This window comes from Haliea sp. (assembly GCF_040222615.1).
Taxonomy (GTDB): Bacteria; Pseudomonadota; Gammaproteobacteria; order Pseudomonadales; family Halieaceae; genus Haliea.
Genome location: NZ_JAVKCQ010000136.1, coordinates 1 through 23,473, shown reverse-complemented (window position 1 = coordinate 23,473; position 23,473 = coordinate 1). Strand labels below are relative to the sequence as shown.

General features: G+C 61.3%; 23 protein-coding genes and 1 tRNA gene. 3 read left to right on the top strand and 21 right to left on the bottom strand.

All coding sequences use genetic code 11. The features are described 5' to 3' along the window. Positions 1-100 precede the first annotated feature (100 nt). The 3 genes from RJQ10_RS10985 to RJQ10_RS10975 form a co-directional block, all read right to left on the bottom strand. Positions 101-1,093: a fumarylacetoacetate hydrolase family protein gene (locus tag RJQ10_RS10985; protein ID WP_350146513.1), complete on the bottom strand. Its 993-nt coding sequence runs from the start codon at positions 1,091-1,093 to the stop codon at positions 101-103. 72 nt (positions 1,094-1,165) lie between these two features. Continuing rightward, positions 1,166-2,248 carry a 4-hydroxyphenylpyruvate dioxygenase gene (hppD, locus tag RJQ10_RS10980; protein ID WP_350146511.1) on the bottom strand — a complete coding sequence of 361 codons (1,083 nt, stop codon included), beginning with the start codon at positions 2,246-2,248 and terminating at the stop codon, positions 1,166-1,168. Positions 2,249-2,378: 130 nt separating this feature from the next. Beyond that, positions 2,379-4,151 (bottom strand): chloride channel protein, encoded by a 1,773-nt coding sequence (locus RJQ10_RS10975; protein WP_350146509.1) that lies wholly within the window; start codon positions 4,149-4,151, stop codon positions 2,379-2,381. 260 nt (positions 4,152-4,411) lie between these two features. On the opposite strand from RJQ10_RS10975, the gene RJQ10_RS10970 reads away from it, so the two are divergent. Next, the gene (locus RJQ10_RS10970) at positions 4,412-6,151 is read left to right on the top strand and encodes an isocitrate/isopropylmalate family dehydrogenase (RefSeq protein WP_350146507.1); all 1,740 of its coding nucleotides are present in this window, start codon (positions 4,412-4,414) and stop codon (positions 6,149-6,151) included. Between the two features lie 30 nt (positions 6,152-6,181). Here RJQ10_RS10970 and RJQ10_RS10965 read toward each other — a convergent pair whose 3' ends face one another. The 4 genes from RJQ10_RS10965 to RJQ10_RS10950 all read right to left on the bottom strand — a co-directional run bounded on the left by RJQ10_RS10965 (position 6,182) and on the right by RJQ10_RS10950 (position 12,370). Continuing rightward, positions 6,182-7,909, bottom strand: coding sequence for an N-acyl-D-amino-acid deacylase family protein (locus tag RJQ10_RS10965; RefSeq protein WP_350146505.1), 1,728 nt, complete (start codon positions 7,907-7,909; stop codon positions 6,182-6,184). Positions 7,910-8,114: 205 nt separating this feature from the next. After that, on the bottom strand, positions 8,115-10,412 hold the full coding sequence (locus RJQ10_RS10960) for a TonB-dependent receptor (protein ID WP_350146503.1): 2,298 nt from the start codon (positions 10,410-10,412) through the stop codon (positions 8,115-8,117). 291 nt (positions 10,413-10,703) lie between these two features. Continuing rightward, positions 10,704-11,906: a serine hydrolase domain-containing protein gene (locus RJQ10_RS10955; protein ID WP_350146501.1), complete on the bottom strand. Its 1,203-nt coding sequence runs from the start codon at positions 11,904-11,906 to the stop codon at positions 10,704-10,706. A gap of 65 nt (positions 11,907-11,971) precedes the next feature. Beyond that, complete coding sequence (locus tag RJQ10_RS10950) at positions 11,972-12,370, bottom strand: VOC family protein (protein WP_350146499.1); 399 nt, start codon at positions 12,368-12,370, stop codon at positions 11,972-11,974. Positions 12,371-12,614: 244 nt separating this feature from the next. Between RJQ10_RS10950 and RJQ10_RS10945 the strand changes: the two genes are divergently transcribed. Beyond that, the gene (locus RJQ10_RS10945; RefSeq protein ID WP_350146497.1) at positions 12,615-13,406 is read left to right on the top strand and encodes a hydroxyacylglutathione hydrolase; all 792 of its coding nucleotides are present in this window, start codon (positions 12,615-12,617) and stop codon (positions 13,404-13,406) included. Positions 13,407-13,434: 28 nt separating this feature from the next. Continuing rightward, positions 13,435-13,794, top strand: a complete 360-nt coding sequence (locus RJQ10_RS10940) for a type 1 pili tip component (RefSeq protein ID WP_350146495.1) — start codon at positions 13,435-13,437, stop codon at positions 13,792-13,794. Positions 13,795-13,851: 57 nt separating this feature from the next. On the opposite strand, the gene RJQ10_RS10935 is transcribed toward RJQ10_RS10940, so the two are convergent. The 14 genes from RJQ10_RS10935 to ftsH all read right to left on the bottom strand — a co-directional run. Next, positions 13,852-14,097 (bottom strand): DUF2164 domain-containing protein, encoded by a 246-nt coding sequence (locus tag RJQ10_RS10935; protein WP_350146494.1) that lies wholly within the window; start codon positions 14,095-14,097, stop codon positions 13,852-13,854. 58 nt (positions 14,098-14,155) lie between these two features. Next, entirely contained in the window at positions 14,156-14,683 is a 528-nt protein-coding gene (locus tag RJQ10_RS10930; RefSeq protein ID WP_350146492.1) for a GNAT family N-acetyltransferase, read from the bottom strand. 97 nt (positions 14,684-14,780) lie between these two features. Further along, on the bottom strand, positions 14,781-15,323 hold the full coding sequence (locus RJQ10_RS10925; protein WP_350146490.1) for a GNAT family N-acetyltransferase: 543 nt from the start codon (positions 15,321-15,323) through the stop codon (positions 14,781-14,783). A gap of 133 nt (positions 15,324-15,456) precedes the next feature. Further along, positions 15,457-15,792 carry a VOC family protein gene (locus RJQ10_RS10920; protein WP_350146488.1) on the bottom strand — a complete coding sequence of 112 codons (336 nt, stop codon included), beginning with the start codon at positions 15,790-15,792 and terminating at the stop codon, positions 15,457-15,459. A gap of 168 nt (positions 15,793-15,960) precedes the next feature. Continuing rightward, positions 15,961-16,209 (bottom strand): hypothetical protein, encoded by a 249-nt coding sequence (locus tag RJQ10_RS10915; RefSeq protein ID WP_350146487.1) that lies wholly within the window; start codon positions 16,207-16,209, stop codon positions 15,961-15,963. A 29-nt stretch (positions 16,210-16,238) separates the two neighbouring features. Then, positions 16,239-16,454: a hypothetical protein gene (locus RJQ10_RS10910; RefSeq protein WP_350146485.1), complete on the bottom strand. Its 216-nt coding sequence runs from the start codon at positions 16,452-16,454 to the stop codon at positions 16,239-16,241. Positions 16,455-16,881: 427 nt separating this feature from the next. Beyond that, positions 16,882-17,106, bottom strand: coding sequence for an addiction module protein (locus tag RJQ10_RS10905; RefSeq protein WP_350146484.1), 225 nt, complete (start codon positions 17,104-17,106; stop codon positions 16,882-16,884). Positions 17,107-17,182: 76 nt separating this feature from the next. Continuing rightward, entirely contained in the window at positions 17,183-18,061 is an 879-nt protein-coding gene (locus RJQ10_RS10900; protein WP_350146483.1) for a tyrosine-type recombinase/integrase, read from the bottom strand. Positions 18,062-18,240: 179 nt separating this feature from the next. Then, positions 18,241-18,326 (bottom strand) — tRNA-Leu (locus tag RJQ10_RS10895). Between the two features lie 26 nt (positions 18,327-18,352). After that, a complete protein-coding gene (secG, locus tag RJQ10_RS10890; protein WP_350146481.1) occupies positions 18,353-18,724 on the bottom strand; it encodes a preprotein translocase subunit SecG in 372 nt (123 codons plus the stop codon). 41 nt (positions 18,725-18,765) lie between these two features. Continuing rightward, positions 18,766-19,518, bottom strand: a complete 753-nt coding sequence (gene tpiA / locus RJQ10_RS10885; RefSeq protein ID WP_350146479.1) for a triose-phosphate isomerase — start codon at positions 19,516-19,518, stop codon at positions 18,766-18,768. A gap of 53 nt (positions 19,519-19,571) precedes the next feature. Further along, a complete protein-coding gene (gene glmM / locus RJQ10_RS10880) occupies positions 19,572-20,930 on the bottom strand; it encodes a phosphoglucosamine mutase (RefSeq protein ID WP_350146477.1) in 1,359 nt (452 codons plus the stop codon). Next, positions 20,927-21,811: a dihydropteroate synthase gene (gene folP / locus RJQ10_RS10875; protein WP_350146475.1), complete on the bottom strand. Its 885-nt coding sequence runs from the start codon at positions 21,809-21,811 to the stop codon at positions 20,927-20,929. The genes glmM and folP overlap by 4 nt, the downstream gene beginning before the upstream one ends. A gap of 13 nt (positions 21,812-21,824) precedes the next feature. Further along, on the bottom strand, positions 21,825-23,473 hold a 1,649-nt coding region (gene ftsH / locus RJQ10_RS10870), incomplete at its 5' end, for an ATP-dependent zinc metalloprotease FtsH (RefSeq protein WP_350146473.1).

The window sequence follows — 23,473 nt, the reverse complement described above, 5'->3', positions numbered from 1 at the left end:
GCTGTGCATTATAGGTACCGGCTTCTGCCCGGTCAACTCCTGCAACGCGGAAAAACACTTTATTTACCCGCGGCGACTCCCCACCCGGGCGCGGGGCGGCCTACAGCTGCCGCACCTCCTGATCGATGGCCCCAAACAGGCTGCCGCCGTCCCCGTCCAGCATCTCCAGCCGCACCCTGTCGCCAAACTGCATGAAGGGCGTCACCGGCTTGCCGTCGCGAATCGTCTCGATCATGCGGATTTCGGCGATGCAGCTGTAGCCCAGGCCGCCGTCGGCCACCGGCCGCCCGGGGGACCCGTCTGCATCCTTGTTGGAAACCGTGCCGGAACCGATGATGGTACCGGCGCCCAGGGGGCGGGACTTCGCCGCGTGGGCGATCAGGGTCGGGAAGTCGAAGGTCATGTCGATCCCGGCATTGGCCTTGCCAAACAGCGTGCCGTTATAACTGACCTGCAGGGGCAGGTGCAGCCGCCCACCGTCCCAGGCCTCGCCCAGCTCGTCCGGAGTCAGGCAGACCGGGCTGAAGGCGCTGGACGGCTTCGACTGGAAGAAGCCAAAGCCCTTGCCCAGCTCCGCCGGTATCAGGTTGCGCAGGGAGACATCGTTGACCAGCATCAGCAGGCGAATCGCCGCTGCCGCCTGCTTCGGGCTCGCCCCCATGGGCACATCACCGGTAATCACCGCGATCTCGCCCTCGAAATCGATGCCCCAGGCACTGTCTGCCATGACGATAGGGTCGCGGGGACCCAGGAAGCTGTCCGAGCCGCCCTGGTACATCAGCGGGTCGGTCCAGAAACTTTCGGGCATCTCCGCACCCCGGGCCTTGCGTACCAGCTCCACGTGATTCACATAGGCAGAGCCATCGGCCCACTGGAAGGCGCGGGGCAGGGGCGAGGCGCAGTCTTCCTCGCTGAAGGGCTCGCCGGCACCGGCGGCCAGCTGCTCCGCCAGGGATGCCAGCCCCGGCCGGTGACGATCCCAGTCATCCAGGGCCTGCTGCAGGGTCATTCCCGCCCGCAGGCAGCGCTGCAGATCCGTCGATACGACCACCAGAGCGCCGTCGCGCCCGTGCTTGAGCGATGCGAGTTTCATGCGGCGCCTCCTGTGTCCCGTTTCTCTACACCCATCGTGGATACAACCCTGTAACTACTCATATGCCTTCCTCTATTCTGTCGGGGTATCACCCAGCACGCCGCGCGCCACCTGGTCCCGCTCTATCGATTCAAACAGGGCCTTGAAATTGCCCTCGCCGAAGCCATCGTCGTCCTTGCGCTGGATAAACTCAAAGAACACCGGGCCCAGCAGGTTGGCGGAGAATATTTGCAGCAACAAGCGCGGGGGACCGCCCTCGGTGCTGCCATCCAGCAGGATCCCGCGGGACTGCAGTTCCGCCACCGGTTCCCCGTGCCCGGGAAGACGCTCCTCCAGCATGTCGTAGTAAGTAGAGGGCGGCGCAGGCATAAAGGTCATACCTGCGTTCTTGAGCCGATCATAACAAACGAGGATATCATCACAGGCGAGCGCAATGTGCTGGATGCCCTCGCCGTTGTAGGCCATCAGGAACTCCTCGATCTGGCCGCCGCCCTTGGCCTCTTCGTTGAGGGGGATGCGGATCTTGCCGTCCGGGGCGGTCATGGCCTTGGACAACAGCCCCGTGTACTCGCCCTTGATGTCGAAATAACGGATCTCACGGAAGTTGAACAGCTCTTCATAGTACCTGGCCCAGAAGCCCATGCGGCCGCGGTAGACGTTGTGGGTGAGGTGATCCAGGGTGTGGAAGCCGAGCCCGGCGGGTTTGCGCTCCACCCCTTCCAGCCAGTGGAAATCGATATCGTAAATGCTCTGGCCTTCCTGGTAGCGATCTATCAGGTACAGGGTCGCGCCACCAATGCCCTTGATCGCCGGCAACCGCAGTTCCATGGGGCCGGTCTCCACATGCACAGGCTGGGCACCCCGCTCCAGGGCCCGGTTGTAGGCCAGGGTGGCGTCCTTGACCCGGAACGCCATACCACAGGCGGAAGGACCATGCTCGCGACCGTAGTACCAGGCGTGACTGTGAGGCTCGTAGTTGGTAACGAAGTTGACATCGCCCTGGCGCCAGAGAGCAACATCCTTGGTGCGGTGAACCGCGACGCGGGTGAATCCCATCGCTTCGAAAACCGGCTCCAGAATACCCCGCTCTGGCGCCGTGAATTCCACGAACTCGAAGCCGTCCAGGCCCATGGGGTTTGCAATCAGGTCAGCCACTGGCCACCTCCTCTGTCGGGTTATGCTGCTCGCGAATGACCGGCGGCAGCGGGGAGGGGTGAGTATAGTCGCCAGCCAAAAGTGGTTTCAAGTGAAACCATATTAAAATTTCGCCCTGGAGCCCTGGCTCTCAGGGAGCGCGGTACCGGTAATAGCTGTCAATGTCCGTCTTCAGGACGATGCCCGTACTGCGCGCACTGCCGTAGATCGAGCGCTGGCGCACATACAGGGCCTCTGCCTGGCTGCTCTCCAACAGGTTCAGCGCCTCCTCCAGCGTGGCCTGGAAGGACACCGGCGCCACGTCGCGGCGCTTGGCGGGAATGTCCAGCAAATCAATGGCCGTCGCCGGCATCTCAGCCTCGCCACCATCCCCCGGCGGTTCTGTTTCCTCCAGGTAGCGAACCAGATCGGCGGTCAGCATCAGTGCGACCGGGGCCCCGCTGCTGCCCGTGATCAGCAGCCACTTGGGCTTCGCGGCCAGCACCCGGGCTACCGCCTCCCTGTCCAGCTGGCGCGGCACCGATTGCATGCTCAGCTCCATGATCGCGGGCACCGCCACCCGACGCAGGGCCTGGGTAACCGGCGAGCTCTGGTAGCTGAAGCCCTGGGTCTTGAGGACCGACAGGAACACCGATTTCTTGCCGAATACTTCACTGGTGACCAGGCTGGCGACGGTGATGGCGAGCATGCCGGGGAGAATGATTTTGGGGTTGTGAGTCAGCTCCAGCAGCGCCATCAACGCCGCCAGCGGCGCCTGCAGGACCGCCCCCATCATCGCCCCCATGCCCAGCATGGCGTAGAAACCGACGGATGATGCCCCCTCCGGCACATACCAGGCGCCCACCAGACCCATCGCTCCCCCCAGCGCCGCCCCGGTCACCAGGGTCGGCCCAATAATGCTGCTCGGCATGCCCAGCCCCACCGTGACTCCGGTCACCAGCAGTTTCGCAACACCCACCAGCAACAACGTGGACAGAGCGATTTGGCCGTGGAATGTCCGGTTCACCGTGTCGTAGCCGATCCCCATCACCTCCGGCACCAGCAGCGCGAACGGCACCGCAAAGCACCCGGCGAGCAGCAGGCGCAGGAACACCGGGCGGCTTTCGTAACGGCTCAGGCTATCAACCAGATGGATGAAGCCGGCGGCAGCCACGCCGATAACGGCGGCGATCACCAGAATCCAGGGCAGCTCCCAGAGAGAGTACATGGTCAGCAGCGGCACCTGGAATGCGGGATCCGCTCCATACACCGCCTGGGTGAGCACCCCGGCGCTGACCGCAGCGAGGATGACCGGGGTAAACACCGCAATGGTGTACTCCATCATCACCACTTCCATGGCGAAGATCACGCCGGCGATAGGCGTGTTGAAGGACGCGGAAATGGCACCGGCAACGCCGCAGGCCACCAGCGTGCGGATACTGTTGTTGGGGAGGCGCATCCACTGCCCCATCAGGCTGGAAACAGCTGCGCCCAGATGCACGGCGGGGCCCTCCCGCCCGGCGGACTGCCCACTAATGACAGTGCCCACCCCTACCGCGAACTGGACCAGCGCACCGCGCAAGGTCATGTAGCCCTGGTGATAGTTAAGCCGGTGCATGACATTGGCTACGCCAACCCGGCGGTCAGCGGCGCCCAGCCTGGCAAGGAACAGGCCGAGTACCACCGCCCCGGCAAGCGGCAACAGGGCCCGGGCCAGGGCGCCCAGCTGCTCAAACGCCTCGCTGTCACCAGCGGGCAGAAAACAGCCGAGTGGCCATTCAATGGCGGCGCGAAACACCAGGATGACAGCGCCGGTAAGCAGACCCGACAGCAAACCGAGGATGGCGAGCTGCAGCAAGGCATCGCCGCGCGACAGCCGGCCGCTGAAGCGTGTGCTCCATTTCTCCTTGCGCAGACCGCTCACCGGCCCGCGCCCGCCACGGCGCAGACAGCGCGGGAAACCGTAGCCGTCAGGGCTGCCGCCACTGCAGAACAGGCCATCTGTTCACACTCCCCAGGACATCGACCCGTGAGCATACGATGCCGACTTCGCCAAACCAAGGGTTCACGCTGCCTTGCGGGACAAAACAGGGAGGATATAAGCAATAAATGCAGAGCCCTTCATTTCTGCCTCCCGGCAAGTTAGATTGTCGACTCCGGGGCGTAGCAACAGGAGCAAACGCGGTGGGCAACAAGATCGTGGTCAAGAAACCACTGGTGATTCTTCACGGCGATGAAATGGCGCAAATTGCCTTCGAGAAAATACTCGAGCAGTTCGTCACATCACGCCTGCAGATTGATCTGGTAGAGGTGGATCTGTCAGCGGAGAAGCGGCTGACCAGCAACGGCCAGGTGGTGCTCGATGCGATCCAGGCGCTACGGCAGCACGGCATCGGCGTCAAGAATGCAGGCATGACGGTGAACCGCAGTCAGCTCAACGAGTTGCTCGGCAAACACCCCGATATCAAGGAGGCTTCGCTGCACAAGCTGGCCACCAAATCACCCAACGGAGCCATTCGCAAAGGCATTGGCGGCAATATCACGCGCGAGGATATCGAGTTCCGCAACCTCAGGAGCGTGCGGCCAGATTGGAAAAATCGCGACATCGAAGTGGACACCATGCACAGCGGCGGCCTGGACTTCAGCTACAGCGAGCTGTCCAATGCCACGGGGGTTGCCAAAGTGGTCTTTGTGGGCAGCAGCGGCGATCCTGTGGAACTGCATCGCCGGACCCTGAAAAAAGGTGACCCGTGGATGCTGGCGACCAACTGCATAGAAGAGGTGCGGGCCTGGGCACACCGCTTTTTCCAGCGAGCCCTGGATGAGCGGCGGGACATCTACCTGGGCCTGAAGGATACAGTGGTCCCCGGTTACGACGGCGTAATGCGTGCCGCCATAGAGCAGATCTATGAGCGTGACTACAAGGACAGGGTGGCCGCCGCCGGACTTTCCTATCACTACGAACTCATCGACGCCCAGGCGGCGCGTATTGTTTCCAACCCTCCGCAACGGGCGCTGTGGGGTGTACCGGACAACGTCGTGGGCATGAAGCTGTTCAAGCTGGTGCAGCAGCTCAAGCACTATGGCCTGTCCGAGCGCAAGGCGCACGTTTCCATCTCCAGAATGAGCGCCGGAGGGGGAGACCAGTATGGGAGCTACAACCTGCCAGCACCGGAAGACGGTATTATCAAAGTCATCGTCGATGGTGAGGAAAAGCACGCTCGCACTGTCAAAGCCAGCGACCCCATTCTTTTCATGTCGAATGATCGCGAAGCCATCAAGGACTGGGTGAAGCAGGTTTTCGGCGATGCGGTGGTCAACAAAAAGGAAATTTACTTCGGATTGAAGCGGGAATTCATCAACTACGACGAGGTCTACAGCTCTATCATTCTGGAGATACGCAAGGAACTGGCGGACCTGGATACACCGCCGCCATCCTTCATGATCATGCGCCCGTCGCGGCAACTGAGCAAAATGATCTGCGACCCACCACGCTGGGGACTGTATCCAGCGCAGAATCTTGACGGCGATATCTTTTCCGACATATCCGCAGCGCTGGGTGGCAGCCTCGCCACCGCCAGCTCGGTGATCGAAAGCAAGGACGGTACGATGCTTTACGAGGCGCCGCACGGCACGGCGCACGACCTGTATCTGCGCTACCTCGAGACAGGCGGTAAAGAGGCCAACTTCAATTCTTCTGCCCTGATTTTCGCCGTGGCGAACGCGCTGGAAGAAATGGCCCGGCGGGAGGACAATCCGCCGCTCGCGGACTACGCGAAGAACCTCAAGACTGCACTGATAGAAACGGTCGCGCAGGGAACCATCACTGGCGATCTCAAGGGCAAGACCACCAATCCGGAAGCTGAAACGGTGGTGGATATGTATGGCTTCCTCGATGCGGTGGAGGCGAATCTGGCGGCGTGACAGGCCGGCACCACATGAAAACCCGCGCTTTCACGCGGTTTGCGGCGCGCCTTGCTGACCGCGGATCAGCTGGCCGGGGAGTGCCCCCGTCGCCTGCCCGTTGCGATAGACCGGCACGCCGTTGACCAGCGTCGCCACGTAGCCCTCGGCGCGCTGCACAAGGCGCCGCCCGCCACTGGGCAGGTCATAGGTGATTTCAGGCACGCGCAGGGCCAGGCGGTCAAAGTCAATCACGTTGATATCGGCCTTGTAGCCCGGCGCCAGTAGCCCCCTGTCCTCAAGGCCCATGGTGAGAGCGGTTGCGCGGCTCAAGCGATGCACCAGCTCCGGCAGGGCAATGCGCCCGGTGGGACGATCCCGGCCCCAGTGGGTCAGGGCAAAGGTGGAATAACTGCCGTCGCAGATAGTGGACGAATGCGCACCACCGTCGCCGAGCCCGGGCAGCACATCGGGGTGTCGCAGTATCTCTCCCACCGCATCCAGGCTGCCATCGGCATAATTGGCCATGGCCAGGTACAGCACCGTGCCGCGCTCACCCTCTACCATCAGGTCGTAGGCGAGCTCAGCCGCGCTGCAACCCTGCGCCTGTGCGCGACCGGCAATACTCTGCTCCCAGGGCTGCTCGTAATCAGGCGGATCACCCAGCTGGAACATATAATCGAAGTCGCGCACCATTCGGCCCAGCACCAGGGCCGGATCCGGGTCCGTGGGCTCCGCCAGGATACGGGCACGGCGTCCAGGGTCGCGCAGCGCCTCCAGGCGCCTGGCCAGGGGCAAATCGGCGACCTCACGATAAGCCTCGGTGGTGTAGAACGGATTGAGAGTCAGCTCAACGCCGAGCATCATGCCGATCGCCCGGGGCATCACCTGGCCCTTGATGGTGATTCCCGCCGCATTGGCCTCCTCCAGGCCCCGCAGCAGTTGCGGCCAGATCTGTGGCCCGCTGTTGCCGGTTCCCATGGAGAAGGTCAGCGGCCGCCCGGAGGCCTCCGCAAGTTGCCGCAGCACCGTGACGTCCTTGCCGGGCAGGTGTACATCTTCGACGATCTGGAACACGCCCTTGCCCGCCTTGCGCAGGGTGCGAGCCAATGCCAGCAGCTCTTCATTGGTCGCGTCCAGCGTGGGGATGGGCGTACCATCGCTGGCACGGTGGAACAGCGTACGCGAGGTCCCAATGCCCATGGCACCGGCCTCCAGCGCCTCCTCCAGCAATTCACACATACGCTCGATGTCCTCGGCCGTGGCAGGCTCGCGCCGTGCTCCGCGCTCCCCCATGACATAGACACGCAGCGCGGCGTGCGGCAGATAGCCGCCCACATCCATGTCGTAGCGTCGGCTGGCCAGGACCTCCAGGTATTCCGGAAAGCTCTCCCAGTTCCAGGACAAACCCTCCGCCAACACCGGAAACGGAATATCTTCCACGCCATCCATCAGGCGGATCAGCGTATCGTGATCCTGCGGTCGGCACGGCGCAAAGCCCACCCCGCAGTTGCCCATGATCGCGGTGGTCACCCCGTGGCTGGACGACGGCTGCAGGCGGTTCTCCCAGGTCACATGGCCGTCGTAATGCGTGTGCACGTCCACGAATCCCGGCGTCACCAGCAGGCCCCGCGCATCGATTTCTTCCCGCCCTGCAGGCAGGTCGCGACCGAGTGCGACAATGACGCCGTTTGCTACCGCCACATCCACTGCCCGGGGCGCACCACCGCTGCCATCCAGTACGCTGCCTCCGCGGATTACCAGGTCATAAGAACTCATGCGCTTCGTGCCTCTTCATCGTCCAGGCTGCGAGCCATTATTGCGCTGCCACGTATCTCACTGCACTGTGCGACACGTGTCTCAACTACCGGGTGCCTTGAGTGCCCGGGCCGCTTCCAGCCAGGGACACGAATAATTTGAGGGTAGCAATTTCCCGGCCCCTGGGCAGGCGACAAAAATATCGCCTGGCCGGGGCCGGGATTGATCAGAAGGTATACTGCGCTTCCAGCCCGTAGGTGCGGGGGTTCCCGAAGAAGCTCACCGTGAACGGGCCGAAGGGTACTGTATTCACACGGTACTCTTCATCCAGCAGATTCTTGCCCCACAGCGCCACCTGCAGCTGGTTGTCGCCCACCGGGATATTGATCAGGGTCAGGCGGCCGTTCAGCGTACCGTAACCGTCAATATCCGATACCGCTTTCTGTTCCGGCTTCACGTACGGGGTGTACTCGTCGTTGTAGCTGTAGTCCAGACGCCCGATCAGTTCACCGTACTCACCGCGCGCCATGGTGTACTCGACACTCAGGTTGACCGTGTTCTCCGGCGTATACTGGGTGAAGCGATCATCGGACACGTCAACGGTTTCGCCCAGTACCGGGTCGAACTCAAGAAACTCGGTAAACTCGGAATCGAGGTAACCATAGTTGGCGCTCAGCGTGAGGTCGGCTGAAGGCATATATACCACTTCCAGCTCAGCACCCTGCTTTACCGACTGACCCGCGTTCTCAATCACCGAGGCAACACCGCCGTCACGGGGTATGAACACTGACAGCTGGATATCCGACTCGTCGTTATAGAAAACCGCCCCGTTCAACTGCAGCGTGTTGTCCAGCCAGCGGCTCTTGAAACCAATTTCGTAGGAATCGATTTCTTCCGGGTCGAAGCCGACATTGAAGTCTTCAATACTGCCCGCCTCGCCATTGAAACCACCGGCTTTCCAGCCCTTGGCGTACTTGGCATAGGCATTGAACTCGTCGGTGAACTCGTAGCTGAAGATCAACGTGGGCGCCACATTGTTGTAATCGTCGGTGTTTTCGCCGGCGAAGGGCGGATTGTCATTCGGATGGTCGATGTAGACGGTTTTCTCTTCCTCGGTCCAGCGAATACCGGCAGTGATGGTGAGGCGATCATCCAGCACCGGTGGGCGCCAGTCGGCCTGGCCGTAAATGGCAAACTGGTCTGACTCCAGGCCGTAGGCGTTGCGAGAAAGCAGCGGACCGAAAAACGAGTTCAAAGGCTGCAGCGGGTTGTACACATCCGCGTCTTCCTCGAAGTAGTACAGGCCCATGACATAGTTTACCCGCTCATGGGAGCCGGTAAGCTGCACTTCATGCGATTGCTGCGTGTACTCTTCGTTGATCGCCGAATGAAAAAGGGAAAACGGCGTGCCGTCGTTGTCCAGGCTCTGGGCAAAGCTCAGGTCACGGTGATTGTAGACATACTTGACCGAGGCATCCCCGAGAATTCCGGCGCTGCCCAGATCGTAATCCACGGTCAGCGTATTGCTGGTGGAATCGAACTCCTCATAGACATCTGCGTCAATGCTGTTGGCCTCGAGATTATCCGTCTCACTGGTCAGAAACTGGGCGAGATCCCCGGGAAGCGGGAAGCCGAACACCAGGCTGGTGGGATCAAAGCTGGTGAACTGAGGCTTGCCGGGGGTGTTTTCGACATCGACTTCATCCAGTGAGTATCTCACTGAAAAACGGTCACTCACGTCCCACAGCAGGTCCAGGCGGGCCACGGTGCTGGAAGCGGCATTCTGCTCATCCTCGGCACCGGGCGGGTTGGCCGGTATCGGCTGGCCGGTAAAGGGGTGGGTAATGGTCGTGCCGGGGGCAGCCGGGACATTGTGGTAAAAACCATCGCGATCATCCCAGGAAAGACTGACACGGCTCTTCAGGTTGCCGGCGCCTCCCAGATCCAGCTGTGGCAGGTTCAGGCTGCCGTCGAGCTCGGTATACCCGAAATTGCCCACGCTCGCACGCAGGCGGCCGCCCAGCTCCCCGGTGGGCTTCTGGGTAACCACGTTAACCGCACCGCCCGAAGTGTTGCGCCCGAACAGCGTGCCCTGGGGGCCGCGCAGTATTTCAATACGCTCCACTTCGGCCAGCTTGAACACGTTGCCGGAAAATTTGCCAACATAGGCGCCATCGAGGTAGATACCGACGGTGGGCTCCCAGTAAATACCGGGGTTGGAGGTCACCGAGCCGCGAATGGCCACCGTCGCCTTGGCCGTGTTGGAAGGCAGCGGGGCCACTTTCACGTTGGGTGCGATGGTGCCGAGGTCGACCAGGTCGCGAATACCGCGCTGCTCCAGCTCATACTGGCCAAACGCTGTAATCGCGATTGGCGCATCCTGCAGCGACTGTTCACGTTTCTGGGCGGTTACCACCACTTCCTCAAGCCCCTGGGCATGGGCCTGACCAGCCGCCAGGACAGCGGCGGCCAGTAGCAGCTTCGGGAAATGATGGTGCGCGGGTTTGGATGCAAAGCTCTTCATAAAGACGATCCCTTTATTATCGAAGTGTTGATTGCCAACAATGGAGATCGCCTCACCCTATACCTTTACCGCGGTAACGGCATACCTCAAATGCGGTAGGGTGCCGGCCCTTTTTCATGGATTGGAACACTGTCAAAACGTCGGGGGCTAGGCCTTCAGGGCAGGCCGGTTTCCTCGTGGATGGGCAGCGCGTCCATGTCGGCGCGCAGGCCAAAACCTGTCGTCAAGGCTTTCAATTCAGCACAAAATGCGGGCCACGGACGCGGCGGCGCGCAGGCAGCAAGAACCGGTTCACCGCAGTGCCGCAGCCAGGGCGTTTAAAAACAGGTATTCGTCCACCGCGTCCTTGCCCACTGGCTTCGGTTGCGCGCTCCACATGGCCACAACCAGGTTGTCATCGGGATGCACATAGATAAACTGGCCGAATATGCCAATGGCGGCGTAGGCCCCCTCGTCCAGCAGCCACCACATGTAGCCGTAGTCGACCAGCTCACCGCCGATGGTGGGCCAGGCTGTCGCCTCTTGCACCCAGCCCGGCGGCAGAATGGACTCGCCGTCGATCTCGCCATTGTGGAGCATGAACAGGCCGAACCGGGCGTAGTCCCGCAGGGTTGCCGACAGGCCGCTGCCGCCGATTTCCTGCCCGCCCGGTGCGTCCAGCCACCAGCTGGCGTCGGACTCCATCCCGAATGGCCCCCAGATCTTCCGCGACAGGTAGTCCGCAACACTCTCTCCGGTGGCGGCATTCACCAGTGCACCCACCACCGAGGTTTCCCCGGTACTGTAGTTCCAGCGGCTACCAGGGGGAGCCGCGCGCTCCAGCCCCGCCATGAGTTCAAGAATGGCGCCGGGTTGCTGGCTGATCTGGGCCTCCAGCATGGCCCTGCGGTCGGACACCGGATCGGTATAGGTTTCGTTCCAAGCCACCCCCGACGCCATTTGCAACAGTTGGCGGACACTCACGCCGTCGTACGCGGAACCGGCAAACTGCGGCAGATAGCGTGTCAGCGGGTCGTCCACGCTGGCGATATAGCCATCCTGGATCGCGACACCCACCAGGGTGGCGGTGATCGACTTCACCACCGACATCGACATCCAGCGCGTGTGCTCGTCGTTGCCCAGCGCATACTGCTCGAAGACAACCTCGCCCTCTTTGATCACCAGCAAGCCCGCCACGCGGTTCAACGCCATGAAATCGTAGAGGTCATAGGTACTGCCGCGGGACTGAAACCGGAAATTCTGTAGCCGCCGGTCACTTTCCGGCAGGGGCAACGGCGAGCTGCCAGCCTTCACAGTGCGGGTGGCGAACAGGCGGTCTATATTGCGGAAAGTATTGACCTGCAGGTCGGGAAACAGCTGGCCATCGTACACCTGGCGAATCGTGCCGATTGGCTCTTCAGCGTGGCGATAGATATGCGATGACTCTGCCATAACCACTCCGGGGACGGCCAGTATTGCCGCCAGGCGCATTGCGCGCTTCATTGCGAGTTTCATCACTTGCTTCCCTGAGACATGTTTCCAGACACATCAGTGCTTGACCGCTTCCAAGGGTAGCACGATCAACGTTGTCGCCCATCCAGCCGCCACGCCGGAAAACGGCGATTTTCTCCCGCAAACATCAGGCACACCTCGTTACCCGCCGGATCAAGCAATCGCGCCTCGCACCACCCCCAGCGCTGTTCCTGAGGCTCGCTGGCGAAGGTCACTCCCCGCGTCTTCAGCTCCACCACATGACGTTCCAACGCCTCCCGGGACCCGTGATCAAAGTAAATCACTGTGCCTGTGGCCACGACCGACTCAACCGTGTGGAGGGAAAGTGTCGCCCCGCCGCCATCTGCACTTTCGAACCGCGCATAGCGGGGCGGGGCATCAACAATCTGTGTCAGTCCCAGGCAGTGGTAGAACGCGACAGATTCCGCATAGTCGATACAGGGGATAGTGACCTGGTTGAGTATCATGGCGTGGGCTCCTTGCCGGCTGGCTCCAGCCGCAGATTCGCAAATGGGAGGCAGGTCTTGCAAGGGGTCTGTAACCACAAAGCGGTTTTTTTGACGCTCACCGCCACTGACGACCTGCGCGGCCCCCTTCCCGCCGCAATGCCGTATTGCTGCCCCTAACATTACAGCAGCGGAGAGTGAATCCGGTTGACCACATCGGGGACAGGCCTGCTACCATCCTACAAGGGAAGTGAGGAGCACATAGATGATCATAGAGCAGATCTGGACCGGCAACGCCTTCCGCAATTTCAATTACCTGATCGCCTGCCCGGAAACCGGCGAGGCCATGGCGGTGGACCCGCTGGACCATCAACAATGTCTCGCTCTGGCGCGGGAGCGGGGCTGGGAGATTACTCAGGTGCTCAATACCCATGAACATCTGGACCATACCGGCGGCAATGAGTCGGTTATCGCGGCCACTGGCGCACGACTGCTGGCCCACGCCAATGCCGGCAACAGCATTGCGGGGGTGGACCGGGGCCTGCGGGCAGGTGACACCGTGAAGATTGGCCGCACCGTCGAGCTGGAGGCGCTGGACACGCCGGGTCACACCATGAGCCATGTCTGCCTGCTGTCGCATACCGACACGCCGGCGCTGTTCTGTGGCGACACCTTGTTCAATGCCGGCGCGGGCAACTGCCACAACGGAGGCCATCCGGAGGAGCTGTATGAGACCTTCGCCGGCCAACTGGCGCGACTGCCCGACAACACCCTGATCTACCCCGGTCACGACTACATGGCCAACAACCTCAAGTTCACCCTGGACAGGGAGAAGGACAACAAGCAGGCACAACAGCTGCTCCAGGATGTGGGCGATCAGGACCCGGCCAGGGCGATGGTCACCAACATCGCGCTGGAGAAAGAGATCAACACCTTCTTCCGGCTGTACAGCCCCAGCGTCATTGCCGGGCTGCGGGAAGTGTTTCCGAACCTGCCCCCAGAGCCAGATCCGCGCACGGTTTTTCTTAAACTGAGAGAGTTGCGCAACAGCTGGTAGTTAGTGGCAGCGGACCCGGAGGAGTACAATGAGAATTGAGGAACTGGCCAGGAACTGGGAGTCAGAGGCAACTGGGGAAGAGGCCCTGTTTGACTATCGGGTATCGTTACCGCTGGAAGACGCAGCAAAGCTGGAAGCACTGACGGAGCTGTTTCCGCGCCGCATCCGCGAGCAGCTGATTGCCGAATTGCTATCGGCGGCTATGGATGACCTTGTCTCCTGCATGCCCTATGCCCAGGGCGAGCGGGTAATTGCTCGCGACGACAGGGGCGACCCCATCTATGAAGATGTCGGTTTGACGCCGGAATATCTGCGGCTCACACAGGAGCACAGGCGCCGTTTACTAGAGCAAAAGGATGAGCAGGGGCCATCTCCGGAACCCGCATGAAGCCTGCGGGCGCTGCCCGCAATAGCCGTAGCTTCGCGACTCATCTTGGGTCTGAGTTCAGACAGTAGGCTTTTCCAGCTCCTGAATCATGTAATCCAGCTCCTGTGCTCTATCGGCGAATAAAGCCTGGGCATCAAAAATTCCCCTATTATAGAAATAGGGTCCAATTTCTTTCGCAAAGAAATCAATTAGGAACTCCGCTTCAAAACTTCCAATCTCCTGATCAAGCTCTTCCTTGAAGTAAACCTTGATTCTGCTGACTACTTTATCTGTTTCTTCTCTTGAAATTTTTATTTCACTCATAGGTTTTCCCTAATGAAATATAAGGTCATTGTCTAGGTGTTGGAGACACACAACGCTATCAAAACTTCAATTCCCCGGGACGGCTGGAACCGCGAGCGTGGTGCTGCCCAATACCATTACCACCGGGAGCGCCAATACTCCTCGTCATAAACACGCTGTTGGGATCCGAAGAATAGCTCCCGAACGGACCGCATTTTGTAAATCCGAAAGCCGAGTACAGCTTTCTGGCGGGCTCAAAGAACGCCATTGATCCGGTCTCAAGACTCAGCTGACCATATCCGCATTGTTCAGCTTCGAAAATAATATGGTTCAGCATTCTGGATGCGATGCCTTTGCGTAAATAGGGTGCTGCGGTGCGCATGGACTTGATCTCCGCGTGCGCGGGCGATAGATGTTTTAACGCCCCAATACCCGCGAGTTCCTTGCCATCCCAAATTGACCAGAACGTAATGTCGGGCCCACGCAATCCATCCAGATCAAGTGCATGGCGACTCTCGGCCGGGGCCGTTGGTGCCATGGAATGGAGATGTTCGCGTATCAGCGCGATTACCTGTTGGCATATCAGTTTATCGAGTCGTATCTCCAACGCTGCCTCCTGCCAAGACACATATTGATTCAAGCGGGGGCGCAGAGCGCCCGACGGTCGAAGAAAGCGTACTGCCCGAACTGGTTGCGGCACTCGTTCATTCGACCGGCTTCTCGAAACATTTGAACTTCAACAACCTTCGGGGAAATGTTACTTCACCTACTTCGGAATAGCCTCTTGCTTGATACAGGGAAAGCGCTGCCGGGTTTCCGGCGTAAGCGTCCAGGCGAACAGAGGCAAGACCTGACGATTTGGCATGCTTCTCTACAAAGTTCATAAAGTGCGATGCGTAGCCATTTCGCCAGTGATCTGGATGCACGAATAGATGATGTACCACAAGAGCAGGCGATCCGCAGTGCCAAGCACATAGGCGATACTCTGGCGGCTGCTCTGTATCCAGGCCTGCTCCCACCACAACTGAACCAGCTTGCTCAATTAGATGCAGAGTCTGATTATCGATTGCTGTCGATACAGTTTCTCTATCAGGATATTCTTCGTCCCACTGATCTATACCCAGACTGTGCATTTTCGAGATGCAGGCCCGGATTGCCCGCACTGTTCCATCGAGCTGAGAAGCCGAGGCCGGGATAACTCGCACGATACCTTTCGCTACGACCAGATCACAGAGTGCCGCAGGCACGGGACGGCCTCACGAAGCAAGTTTATTGCATCGTCTCCGTGTGGATCTGCCAGGGCTTCATTCAGAACTGACATGCTCATACTCTCTGCTCAGGCATCGCCCCCTGTCTGCGTGACAAGCTTCGCCTCTATCACTATTCAGTGCAACCAGACCCAGTTTCTGTAATATTGTACTCATCGGAGCGCTCCACTCGCCACGGGGGATTCAGGCGATTCTCCCCGGCCCAATACAGCTTGATCTCGTTACCCGAAGGATCATGTAACACGGCCTCTCGCCACAGGTACCTCATATCCGTCGGTTCTTGATCGAACTCGATATCTTTCGACTTCAACTCTTCAACAAGGCTGTCGAGTTGCTCATGCCCGAAGTCAATGACACCGCTGTTGGAAGCACGATGATCTTCCAGCGCCAGAGGAAATGTGGAGTCGCCTTCCGGACATCCGAATCTGGCGTAGTGTGGAGTATCCACTACCTGAACAAATCCTTGCGACTATACCGTAGTGGCCACGGGTAAATTCCGTTTCTGGGGGAACTATAGAACAACAGATAATGCGGCTGCCGCAATAAAATCGGTCTACTTGCGGCGGGCTTTTTCCCCGTCCTGTCGTGGCGGGGTTTCTGGTTCTAGTGTGACCACCTACGCAGTGCACGGATTGCGCCGGGAAGCGACAAGTTGGGCCGGCCCCAGGGTGGGCATCCCGGATAGCAGGCGACTGTGAACAATGGCAAGTTGTGGCAACAGCAAGGCAAGGGCCACCAGGGTATTGTCGTTGATCAACTGCTCTACCGGCTTCGCCAGCAACGCCTGATTGCGACGCAGGTACCACAGGAACAGAAAGGAGCCACAGCGCTTGTTGCCATCGGCCAGCGGGTGGTTCTTTATCACGAAGTACAGCAGGTGCGCGGCACGGCTGGCTACAGCCTCCAGGAGCGGGCATAGTCGCTGATGACCCGGGCCACGGCGTCGCCTTCCGCGGAAACCACCAGTCCCTGACTGGTAGGAGTGCGGCTCAAGAGGTCCAGGGCCTGCTCGAACTCGATACCGAGCTCGGCCAGGCGACGTTGATTGAGGGTGTAGCCCTGGACCAGGTGGTCTTTCAAAGTGCGGGTGGCCCACTGGCGGAACTGCACACCGCGCTGAGCCAGCTGCCGTCAGCCTGTAATGCTGGTTTCTGCTGCGGGCGTTGCTCTCGCAACGTGTAATGGTTTGATCCGAGCAATCTCTTCCTTGACCGATTGAGCCGCAGCCCACAGCTGTGCAGCCGATTGTTAAAGCCTGCCAAGCCAGTACTGAGGACGTCGCCGGTCATGGGCAACAGCCAGCACCTGAAAGCCCTCAGGCTTCTCTCGGTAAACGATGGATAGCGGGAATCTGCGAAGGTGGACTCTACGAATATCTGGCGTCAACTCAACTTGCCAGGCTTTTGGTGACTCGCCAACTAAATTAGCCAGGCCCTCAAATCCCTTATGAAGGCACCACCCAGTCCCGGAACTTTTGATTCGTAATAACCAACTGATTCCAGGAACTCGGCTTCCGCTGCCGGGTGAAAAGAATAGTTCATTTGATCAGTGTTCTAGCCTTCCTCATGACATCTTCACCGGGCACCGCCTGAACCATGCCACTATCGAGCTCTTCGCCTCTGCGGCGGGCCTCAAGCAGCCAATCGGACCTGAGCTCTTCTTCTGACGGAGACTCCAGACTCAATACCAGTCGCTGGATCAATTGAACTCGCTCCTCTTTGGGGAGGTGGAGCGCCTCATCTTCAATCTTCTGGAGATTCATGGGAGAAACCTCTCGTTCGCGTATCGCTCGATTTTGGCACGGATAAGTACCGGGTGCTACGGCTCGGTTTTTTTCGCTACCCGCCGCGCGCGCCAGTGACGCTGGCCCGGCTGCCGGCACCAAAGCGGCCGGGCACCACATTGGAGCTTCCGCTGCGCAACTGATCCAGATAATTCCCCCACCACTGCATCATCTCGCGCCGCATGGTGTTGTCGCTCATCGGTTCCTGCCGGTTGCGCTCGGAGGGGAAGACGAGGGCAAAGCGCGAGGTAATGGGCTGGACCTGGGCAATCACGGCCATGGCCTGCAGAGACAGGGGCACCAGGTGATCCGAGCGCATCTTCATCCGCGAGGCGGGGATGCGCCACAGCCGGTCGCCCAGGTCGAACTCCTCCCAGCGGGCACCGCGCAGTTCGCCGGATCGCACAAAGGTGAGTACCAGCAGCTGGATGGCCAGCTGGGGCAGCAGGCGTCCCCGGTCTCCGTACTTTTCCAAAGCCTGCAGGAAGCCGGGCAATTCCTCCCGCGGCAGGGAGTGGCGGTGGTTGGAGATGCGAGTCTTCAGAATGCCGGTGAGTTCGGTCGCCGGGTTCTGGGTCAGGCGCCCGGTCTGCACCGCGTATCGGCAGATCCGGCGGATATCCTGCAGCACACGGGAGGCCACGTCGAGCGCATCCCGCTGCTCGATCTTGCGCACCACCGCTATGACCTCCTGGGGCTGGATGCCCAGGATCGGCTCACTGCCCAGCGTCGGCAGTACGTCGCTTTCCAGCCGGCCCCAGACCCGGGCCGAGTGATCTGCGGTCCAAGTGCCCCGCTGCTGTTCCCACCACTCCCGGGCGAGGACCCCGAAAGTGTTGCCAGTGTCGAGCAGCCGCAGCCCCTTCTCGTCTGTCACCCAGACGTCCTTGTCCTGCGGTTTCAGCTGCCTGATCTGGGTATCTGTGAGCGCCATTTTTGGTGCTACCTCGGAAAAATTGAACCGGGATAGAACTAAATATGGCACCGCTTTTTCCAGGCTGCCAATGGACGCCCTCGGCGCAACCTGGAACAGCCACAACGAAAAAAGCCCTGCAAAAACAGGGCTTTATCGGACAGTTCAGGATTCTCTGGGACGTTCCTGAATAACTTAAATGGTGCCGAAGGCGGGACTTGAACCCGCACGAGCAATGCCCACCACCCCCTCAAGATGGCGTGTCTACCAATTCCACCACTTCGGCAAAACTATGAGGCTTTGAGCCTCTAACTACAGTTCCGGTACATCGGCGCCAATGGGCTCCGCAGCCGGGTCGGCATTATCCACGGTTGGCAGGTCGGAATCCAGTACCGGAACAGCACGTTCTTCGGCCGCCGGTATAACCAGATCCAGGTCATCGACCACGCGCGTCTTCTGGGTCGCCAGCATGGCCAGGCCAAAACTGGTGACAAAGAACAGCACGACCAGCCACGCGGTGGCCTTGGTCAGCGCGTTGGTGCTGCCGGCACTGCCGAACAGGGTCTGGGAAGCGCCCGCACCGAAGGAGGCACCGACGTCCGCGCCCTTGCCCTGCTGCAGCATGATAAGGCCGATAATAGCCAGTGCTATCAGCAGATGCACTATGAGAATAATCTGTTCCATAACACCTTTGCCCGCGAGGGCTTCCTGATCATTGTATCCGTTTACTGTCGCGCGCCGGCGGCGGCGACGATATCCCGGAATTCATCGGCATCCAGGGATGCCCCACCTACCAGGGCGCCGTCGATATCCGGCTGCCCAAACAATTCTGCCGCGTTCGCGGCCTTCACGCTGCCACCGTACAGCACCCGCATGGCGGCGGGGTCTGCCCCGGCAATCTCGCCCAGCTGCTCACGGATAAACACGTGCATGCTCTGGGCCTCCCCGGGCGTAGCCGTCAGGCCAGTGCCGATAGCCCAGACCGGCTCATAGGCAATCACGACCTGCTTCAGCGCCGCCTGGCCTTCCAGGGCGCCGCGCAACTGTCGCGTAACCACATACTCCGCTTCACCTGCCTCGCGCTCTTCCTGGGTCTCACCCACACAGACCACCGGCAGCAAACGGGCCTGCAGGGCGGCGGCCAGCTTGGCCGCTACCAGGTCGTCGGATTCACCGTGGTACTGGCGCCGTTCGGAGTGGCCGAGAATGACCCAGCGACAGCCGATATCCTGCAACATCTCCGCGGAAACCTCACCGGTAAAGGCACCGGCTGTCATGTGGCTACAGTCTTGGGCGCCGACGCTGACGGCGCTGTCTGCGCACAGTACTAGCGCCTGCTGCAAGTGCACATAAGCGGGGCAAACGACCACCTCAGCGGGGCTCGACTCCACTCCCCCGACGATGTCCGCCAGTAACTGACCGACGCTCGCACGAGAGCCGTGCATCTTCCAGTTGCCCATGACTAGCGGTCGACGCATTAACTGCCCCCGGCGGCAAAACGGGCCGCAATGTTACCCAAGTTGCCAGACTCTTACAAGGCGGAACGCAGAGCGGCGGCGACGTCTGTGGCCAGGTCCTGGCAGAGGCGCTCGACCTCAACGGCGTCCTCACCCTCCACCATCACCCGCACCAGGGGCTCGGTGCCGGAGGGGCGCAACAATACCCTGCCCCGGCTGGACAGCGCTTCCTCCGTGGCCTTTACCGCTGCCGCCACCGCGGGCAGCTCGGCAAGGTCGAAACGGCCGTTGACCGGTACATTGATCATGGTCTGCGGGCACTTGCGCAGGCCGGAGCGCAACTCTGCCATGCTGCGCCCGGATTCCCGGAGCGCCACCAGCACCTGCAGGGCCGCCACGATGCCATCGCCGGTGGTGGTGTGATCGGCGCAGATGATATGCCCCGACGACTCGCCACCCAGGCGCCAGCCGCGCGCTTCCATCAGCTCCTTCACGTAGCGGTCGCCGACCCGGGCGCGGACGAACTCGAGGCCAAGATCGCGCAGGGCCAGCTCCAGCCCAAGGTTGGACATCAGGGTACCAACCACCCCGGATTCGGCGCTGCCATTGACGGCGCGGTGGGTTGCGATGATGTACAGCAGCTCGTCGCCGTCCACTAGGTCGCCATCCACGTCGATAAACAACACCCGGTCGCCATCGCCGTCGAAGGCAATGCCGAGATCGGCGCCGCTTTCCCGCACCAGGGCCGACAGCTGGGCGGTATCGGTCGAGCCCACGCCTTCGTTGATATTGTAGCCGTCGGGCCTCACGCCCATGCTCACCACGTCGGCACCGAGCTCGGCCAGCACATTGGGGGCGATGTGATAGGTAGCGCCGTGGGCACAGTCGACCGCGATCTTCATGCCGCGCAGGCTGAAGCTGTCCGGTACTGTGGCTTTGCAGAATTCGATATAGCGCCCCGCGGCATCCGCCACCCGCACCACCTTGCCGATATCGCGCGAGGGCACCACCACCAGGTCGCAGTCCAGCTCGCGCTCTATGGCATGCTCGATGTCGTCGGCGAGCTTGGAGCCGTGGGCGGAAAAGAACTTGATACCATTGTCGTAGTAGGGATTGTGCGAGGCGCTGATGACAATGCCGGCGACCGCGTTCTGGGTGCGGGTCATCAGGGCCACCGCTGGAGTCGGCATCGGTCCCAGCAGTTTCACGTCGACTCCAGCGGCAACCAGACCCGCCTCCAGGGCGGATTCGAACATGTACCCGGAGACGCGGGTGTCCTTGCCGATGATCACGGTATTGTGGCCGCCACCGCGCGCTTCGCGGGCAAACACGCGGCCACAGGCCCAGCCCAGTTTTAACATGAAGTCCGGCGTTATGGGAGCCTCACCCACCATGCCCCGGATGCCATCTGTGCCGAAATACTGTCTGCTCACTGTCGCCCCCACTCTCTCATTGCTGCGAACATGGCCAGCGCATCGACCGTCGCCGCCACATCGTGAGCACGCACTATAGCCGCACCCCGCTCAACTGCAAGCACCGCCAGAGCCAGGCTGGCGGGCAAGCGGCCCTCCGCCGGGCGTTCCCGGTCATCCCGCGCCAGGACCTTGCCAATCAGCGACTTGCGTGACAGGCCCACCAGCAGCGGCAACCCATCCCGCGCCAGTTCCGGCAGGCGATCCAGTAACTGGAAATTGTGCGCCACCGTCTTGCCGAAGCCGAAACCGGGGTCCAGCAGCAGCCGCCGGCGGTCAATGCCAGCGGCAGCGCAGGCGGCAGCGCGCTGCGCCAGGAAAGTACGCACCTCGGCGACAACATCGGCATAGCTGGGCGCAGCCTGCATGGTGTCGGGCTGGCCCTGCATGTGCATCAGGCACACGGGCAAGCCGGTGGCAGCCGCGGCCTCCAGCGCACCCTCGCGAGTGAGTGCCCGCACATCGTTGATCAGCCCGGCACCGAGGGCGGCGGCTTCGCGCATGACTGCGGCACTGCTGGTGTCCACGGAGATGACAACATCCAGCTCCGCCGCCACCCGCTCGACCAGGGGCAGGACCCGGTCCTGCTCTTCCTGCAAGGATACCGGGTTGGCACCTGGCCGGGTGGACTCGCCGCCAATATCGAGTATGGCCGCACCTTCCTCGCAGAGTGTGCGGGCATGGGCAAAGGCCCGCTCCAGGTCAAGGGCGCCGTCGCGATAGAGGGCACCGCCGTCGGAGAAGGAGTCGGGGGTGGTGTTGACAATGCCCATAACCAGCGGGCGGGAGAGATCAAGAAAACGCCCGGCACAATCAAGGGCCGGGCGCTGCGGGTTGCTCATGGAACGAGAGGCGTCAGTGTTCGCCGGCCGGGCCGCCGATGGGACTGCCGGCTTCGCCTTCCTTGCCCTTGCTGGCGCGGGTATCGGGCTTGCTGCCCCCGGCGCTGCCGCCCCAGTCACTGGGCTCACGCGGCGTACGCCCTTCCATGATGTCGCCGATCTGGTCGGCATCGATGGTTTCGTACAACATCAACGCATCGGCCATCGCGTGCAGCTTGTCGATGTTCTCCTCGAGGATGCGCTGGGCGGTGGCGTAGCACTCATCGATGATACGGCGCACCTCCTCGTCAATGACCTTGGCAGTTTCACCGGAGATGGATTTGTTCTGGTGGCCGGCGGAGCGACCGAGGAACACTTCCTCTTCGGCTTCGTCGTACATCAGGGGGCCCAGTTTTTCCGACAGGCCCCACTTGGTCACCATCTTGCGGGCGATTTCAGTCGCGCGCTGGATGTCGTTGGACGCGCCAGTGGTGACACCGTCCTTGCCCAGGGTCATCTCCTCGGCGATGCGGCCACCGAACAGACTGCAGATCTGGCTGATGATGTGGCGTTTGCTGTGGCTGTAGCGGTCCTCTTCCGGCAGGAACATGGTCACCCCCAGGGCGCGCCCGCGGGGAATAATGCTGACCTTGTACACCGGGTCATGCTCCGGCACCAGGCGGCCGACAATGGCGTGCCCCGCCTCGTGATAGGCCGTGTTGCGCTTCTCTTTCTCGGACATGACCATGGACTTGCGCTCGGCGCCCATCATGATCTTGTCCTTGGCCAGTTCGAACTGGGTCATGCCCACCGTGCGCACCCCGGCCCGGGCCGCGAACAGGGCGGCCTCGTTCACCAGGTTGGCGAGGTCGGCACCGGAAAATCCGGGCGTGCCACGGGCAATCCGCGCGGGAACGACGTCCTCCGCCAGCGGCACCTTGCGCATGTGCACCTTGAGAATCTGCTCGCGACCGCGGATATCCGGCAGCCCCACCACGACCTGGCGGTCAAACCGACCGGGACGCAGCAGCGCCGGATCCAGCACATCGGGACGGTTGGTCGCGGCAATCACGATGACGCCGTCATTCACCTCGAAGCCGTCCATTTCCACCAGCAGCTGGTTCAGGGTCTGTTCGCGCTCGTCGTGCCCACCGCCCAGGCCGGCGCCGCGATGGCGGCCCACCGCGTCGATCTCGTCGATGAAGATGATGCAGGGGGCCTGCTTCTTGGCCTGGTCGAACATGTCCCGCACCCGGGAGGCGCCGACGCCGACAAACATCTCTACGAAGTCGGAACCGGAAATCGAGAAAAAGGGGACCTTGGCTTCGCCGGCGATCGCCTTGGCCAGCAGGGTTTTACCGGTGCCGGGCTGGCCAACCATGAGTACGCCGCGGGGAATGCGGCCACCCAGCTTCTGGAAGCGGCCGGGATCGCGCAGGAACTCCACCAGTTCCTGCACGTCCTCCTTGGCCTCATCGACACCCGCCACATCGGCAAAGGTCGTGGTGATCTGGTCTTCGCCGAGCAGCCGCGCCTTGCTCTTGCCAAAGCTCATCGGGCCGCCACGCCCCCCCGCGCCGCCCTGCATCTGGCGCATGAAGAACATGAACACGGCGATGATGATCAGGATCGGGAAACAGGCCACCAGCAGCTGGGTCCACACGCTCTGCTGCTCGGGCTTGC

What these genes read in the sequence shown, in the direction of transcription:
- RJQ10_RS10985 (WP_350146513.1), bottom strand. Translation starts at nt 1,093, where the DNA reads ATGAAACTCGCATCGCTCAAGCACGGGCGCGACGGCGCTCTGGTGGTC.
- RJQ10_RS10965 (WP_350146505.1), bottom strand. Translation starts at nt 7,909, where the DNA reads ATGAGTTCTTATGACCTGGTAATCCGCGGAGGCAGCGTACTGGATGGC.
- RJQ10_RS10960 (WP_350146503.1), bottom strand. Translation starts at nt 10,412, where the DNA reads ATGAAGAGCTTTGCATCCAAACCCGCGCACCATCATTTCCCGAAGCTG.
- RJQ10_RS10955 (WP_350146501.1), bottom strand. Translation starts at nt 11,906, where the DNA reads ATGAAACTCGCAATGAAGCGCGCAATGCGCCTGGCGGCAATACTGGCC.
- RJQ10_RS10950 (WP_350146499.1), bottom strand. Translation starts at nt 12,370, where the DNA reads ATGATACTCAACCAGGTCACTATCCCCTGTATCGACTATGCGGAATCT.
- RJQ10_RS10945 (WP_350146497.1), top strand. Translation starts at nt 12,615, where the DNA reads ATGATCATAGAGCAGATCTGGACCGGCAACGCCTTCCGCAATTTCAAT.
- RJQ10_RS10940 (WP_350146495.1), top strand. Translation starts at nt 13,435, where the DNA reads ATGAGAATTGAGGAACTGGCCAGGAACTGGGAGTCAGAGGCAACTGGG.
- RJQ10_RS10935 (WP_350146494.1), bottom strand. Translation starts at nt 14,097, where the DNA reads ATGAGTGAAATAAAAATTTCAAGAGAAGAAACAGATAAAGTAGTCAGC.
- RJQ10_RS10905 (WP_350146484.1), bottom strand. Translation starts at nt 17,106, where the DNA reads ATGAATCTCCAGAAGATTGAAGATGAGGCGCTCCACCTCCCCAAAGAG.
- RJQ10_RS10900 (WP_350146483.1), bottom strand. Translation starts at nt 18,061, where the DNA reads ATGGCGCTCACAGATACCCAGATCAGGCAGCTGAAACCGCAGGACAAG.
- secG (WP_350146481.1), bottom strand. Translation starts at nt 18,724, where the DNA reads ATGGAACAGATTATTCTCATAGTGCATCTGCTGATAGCACTGGCTATT.
- tpiA (WP_350146479.1), bottom strand. Translation starts at nt 19,518, where the DNA reads ATGCGTCGACCGCTAGTCATGGGCAACTGGAAGATGCACGGCTCTCGT.
- folP (WP_350146475.1), bottom strand. Translation starts at nt 21,811, where the DNA reads ATGAGCAACCCGCAGCGCCCGGCCCTTGATTGTGCCGGGCGTTTTCTT.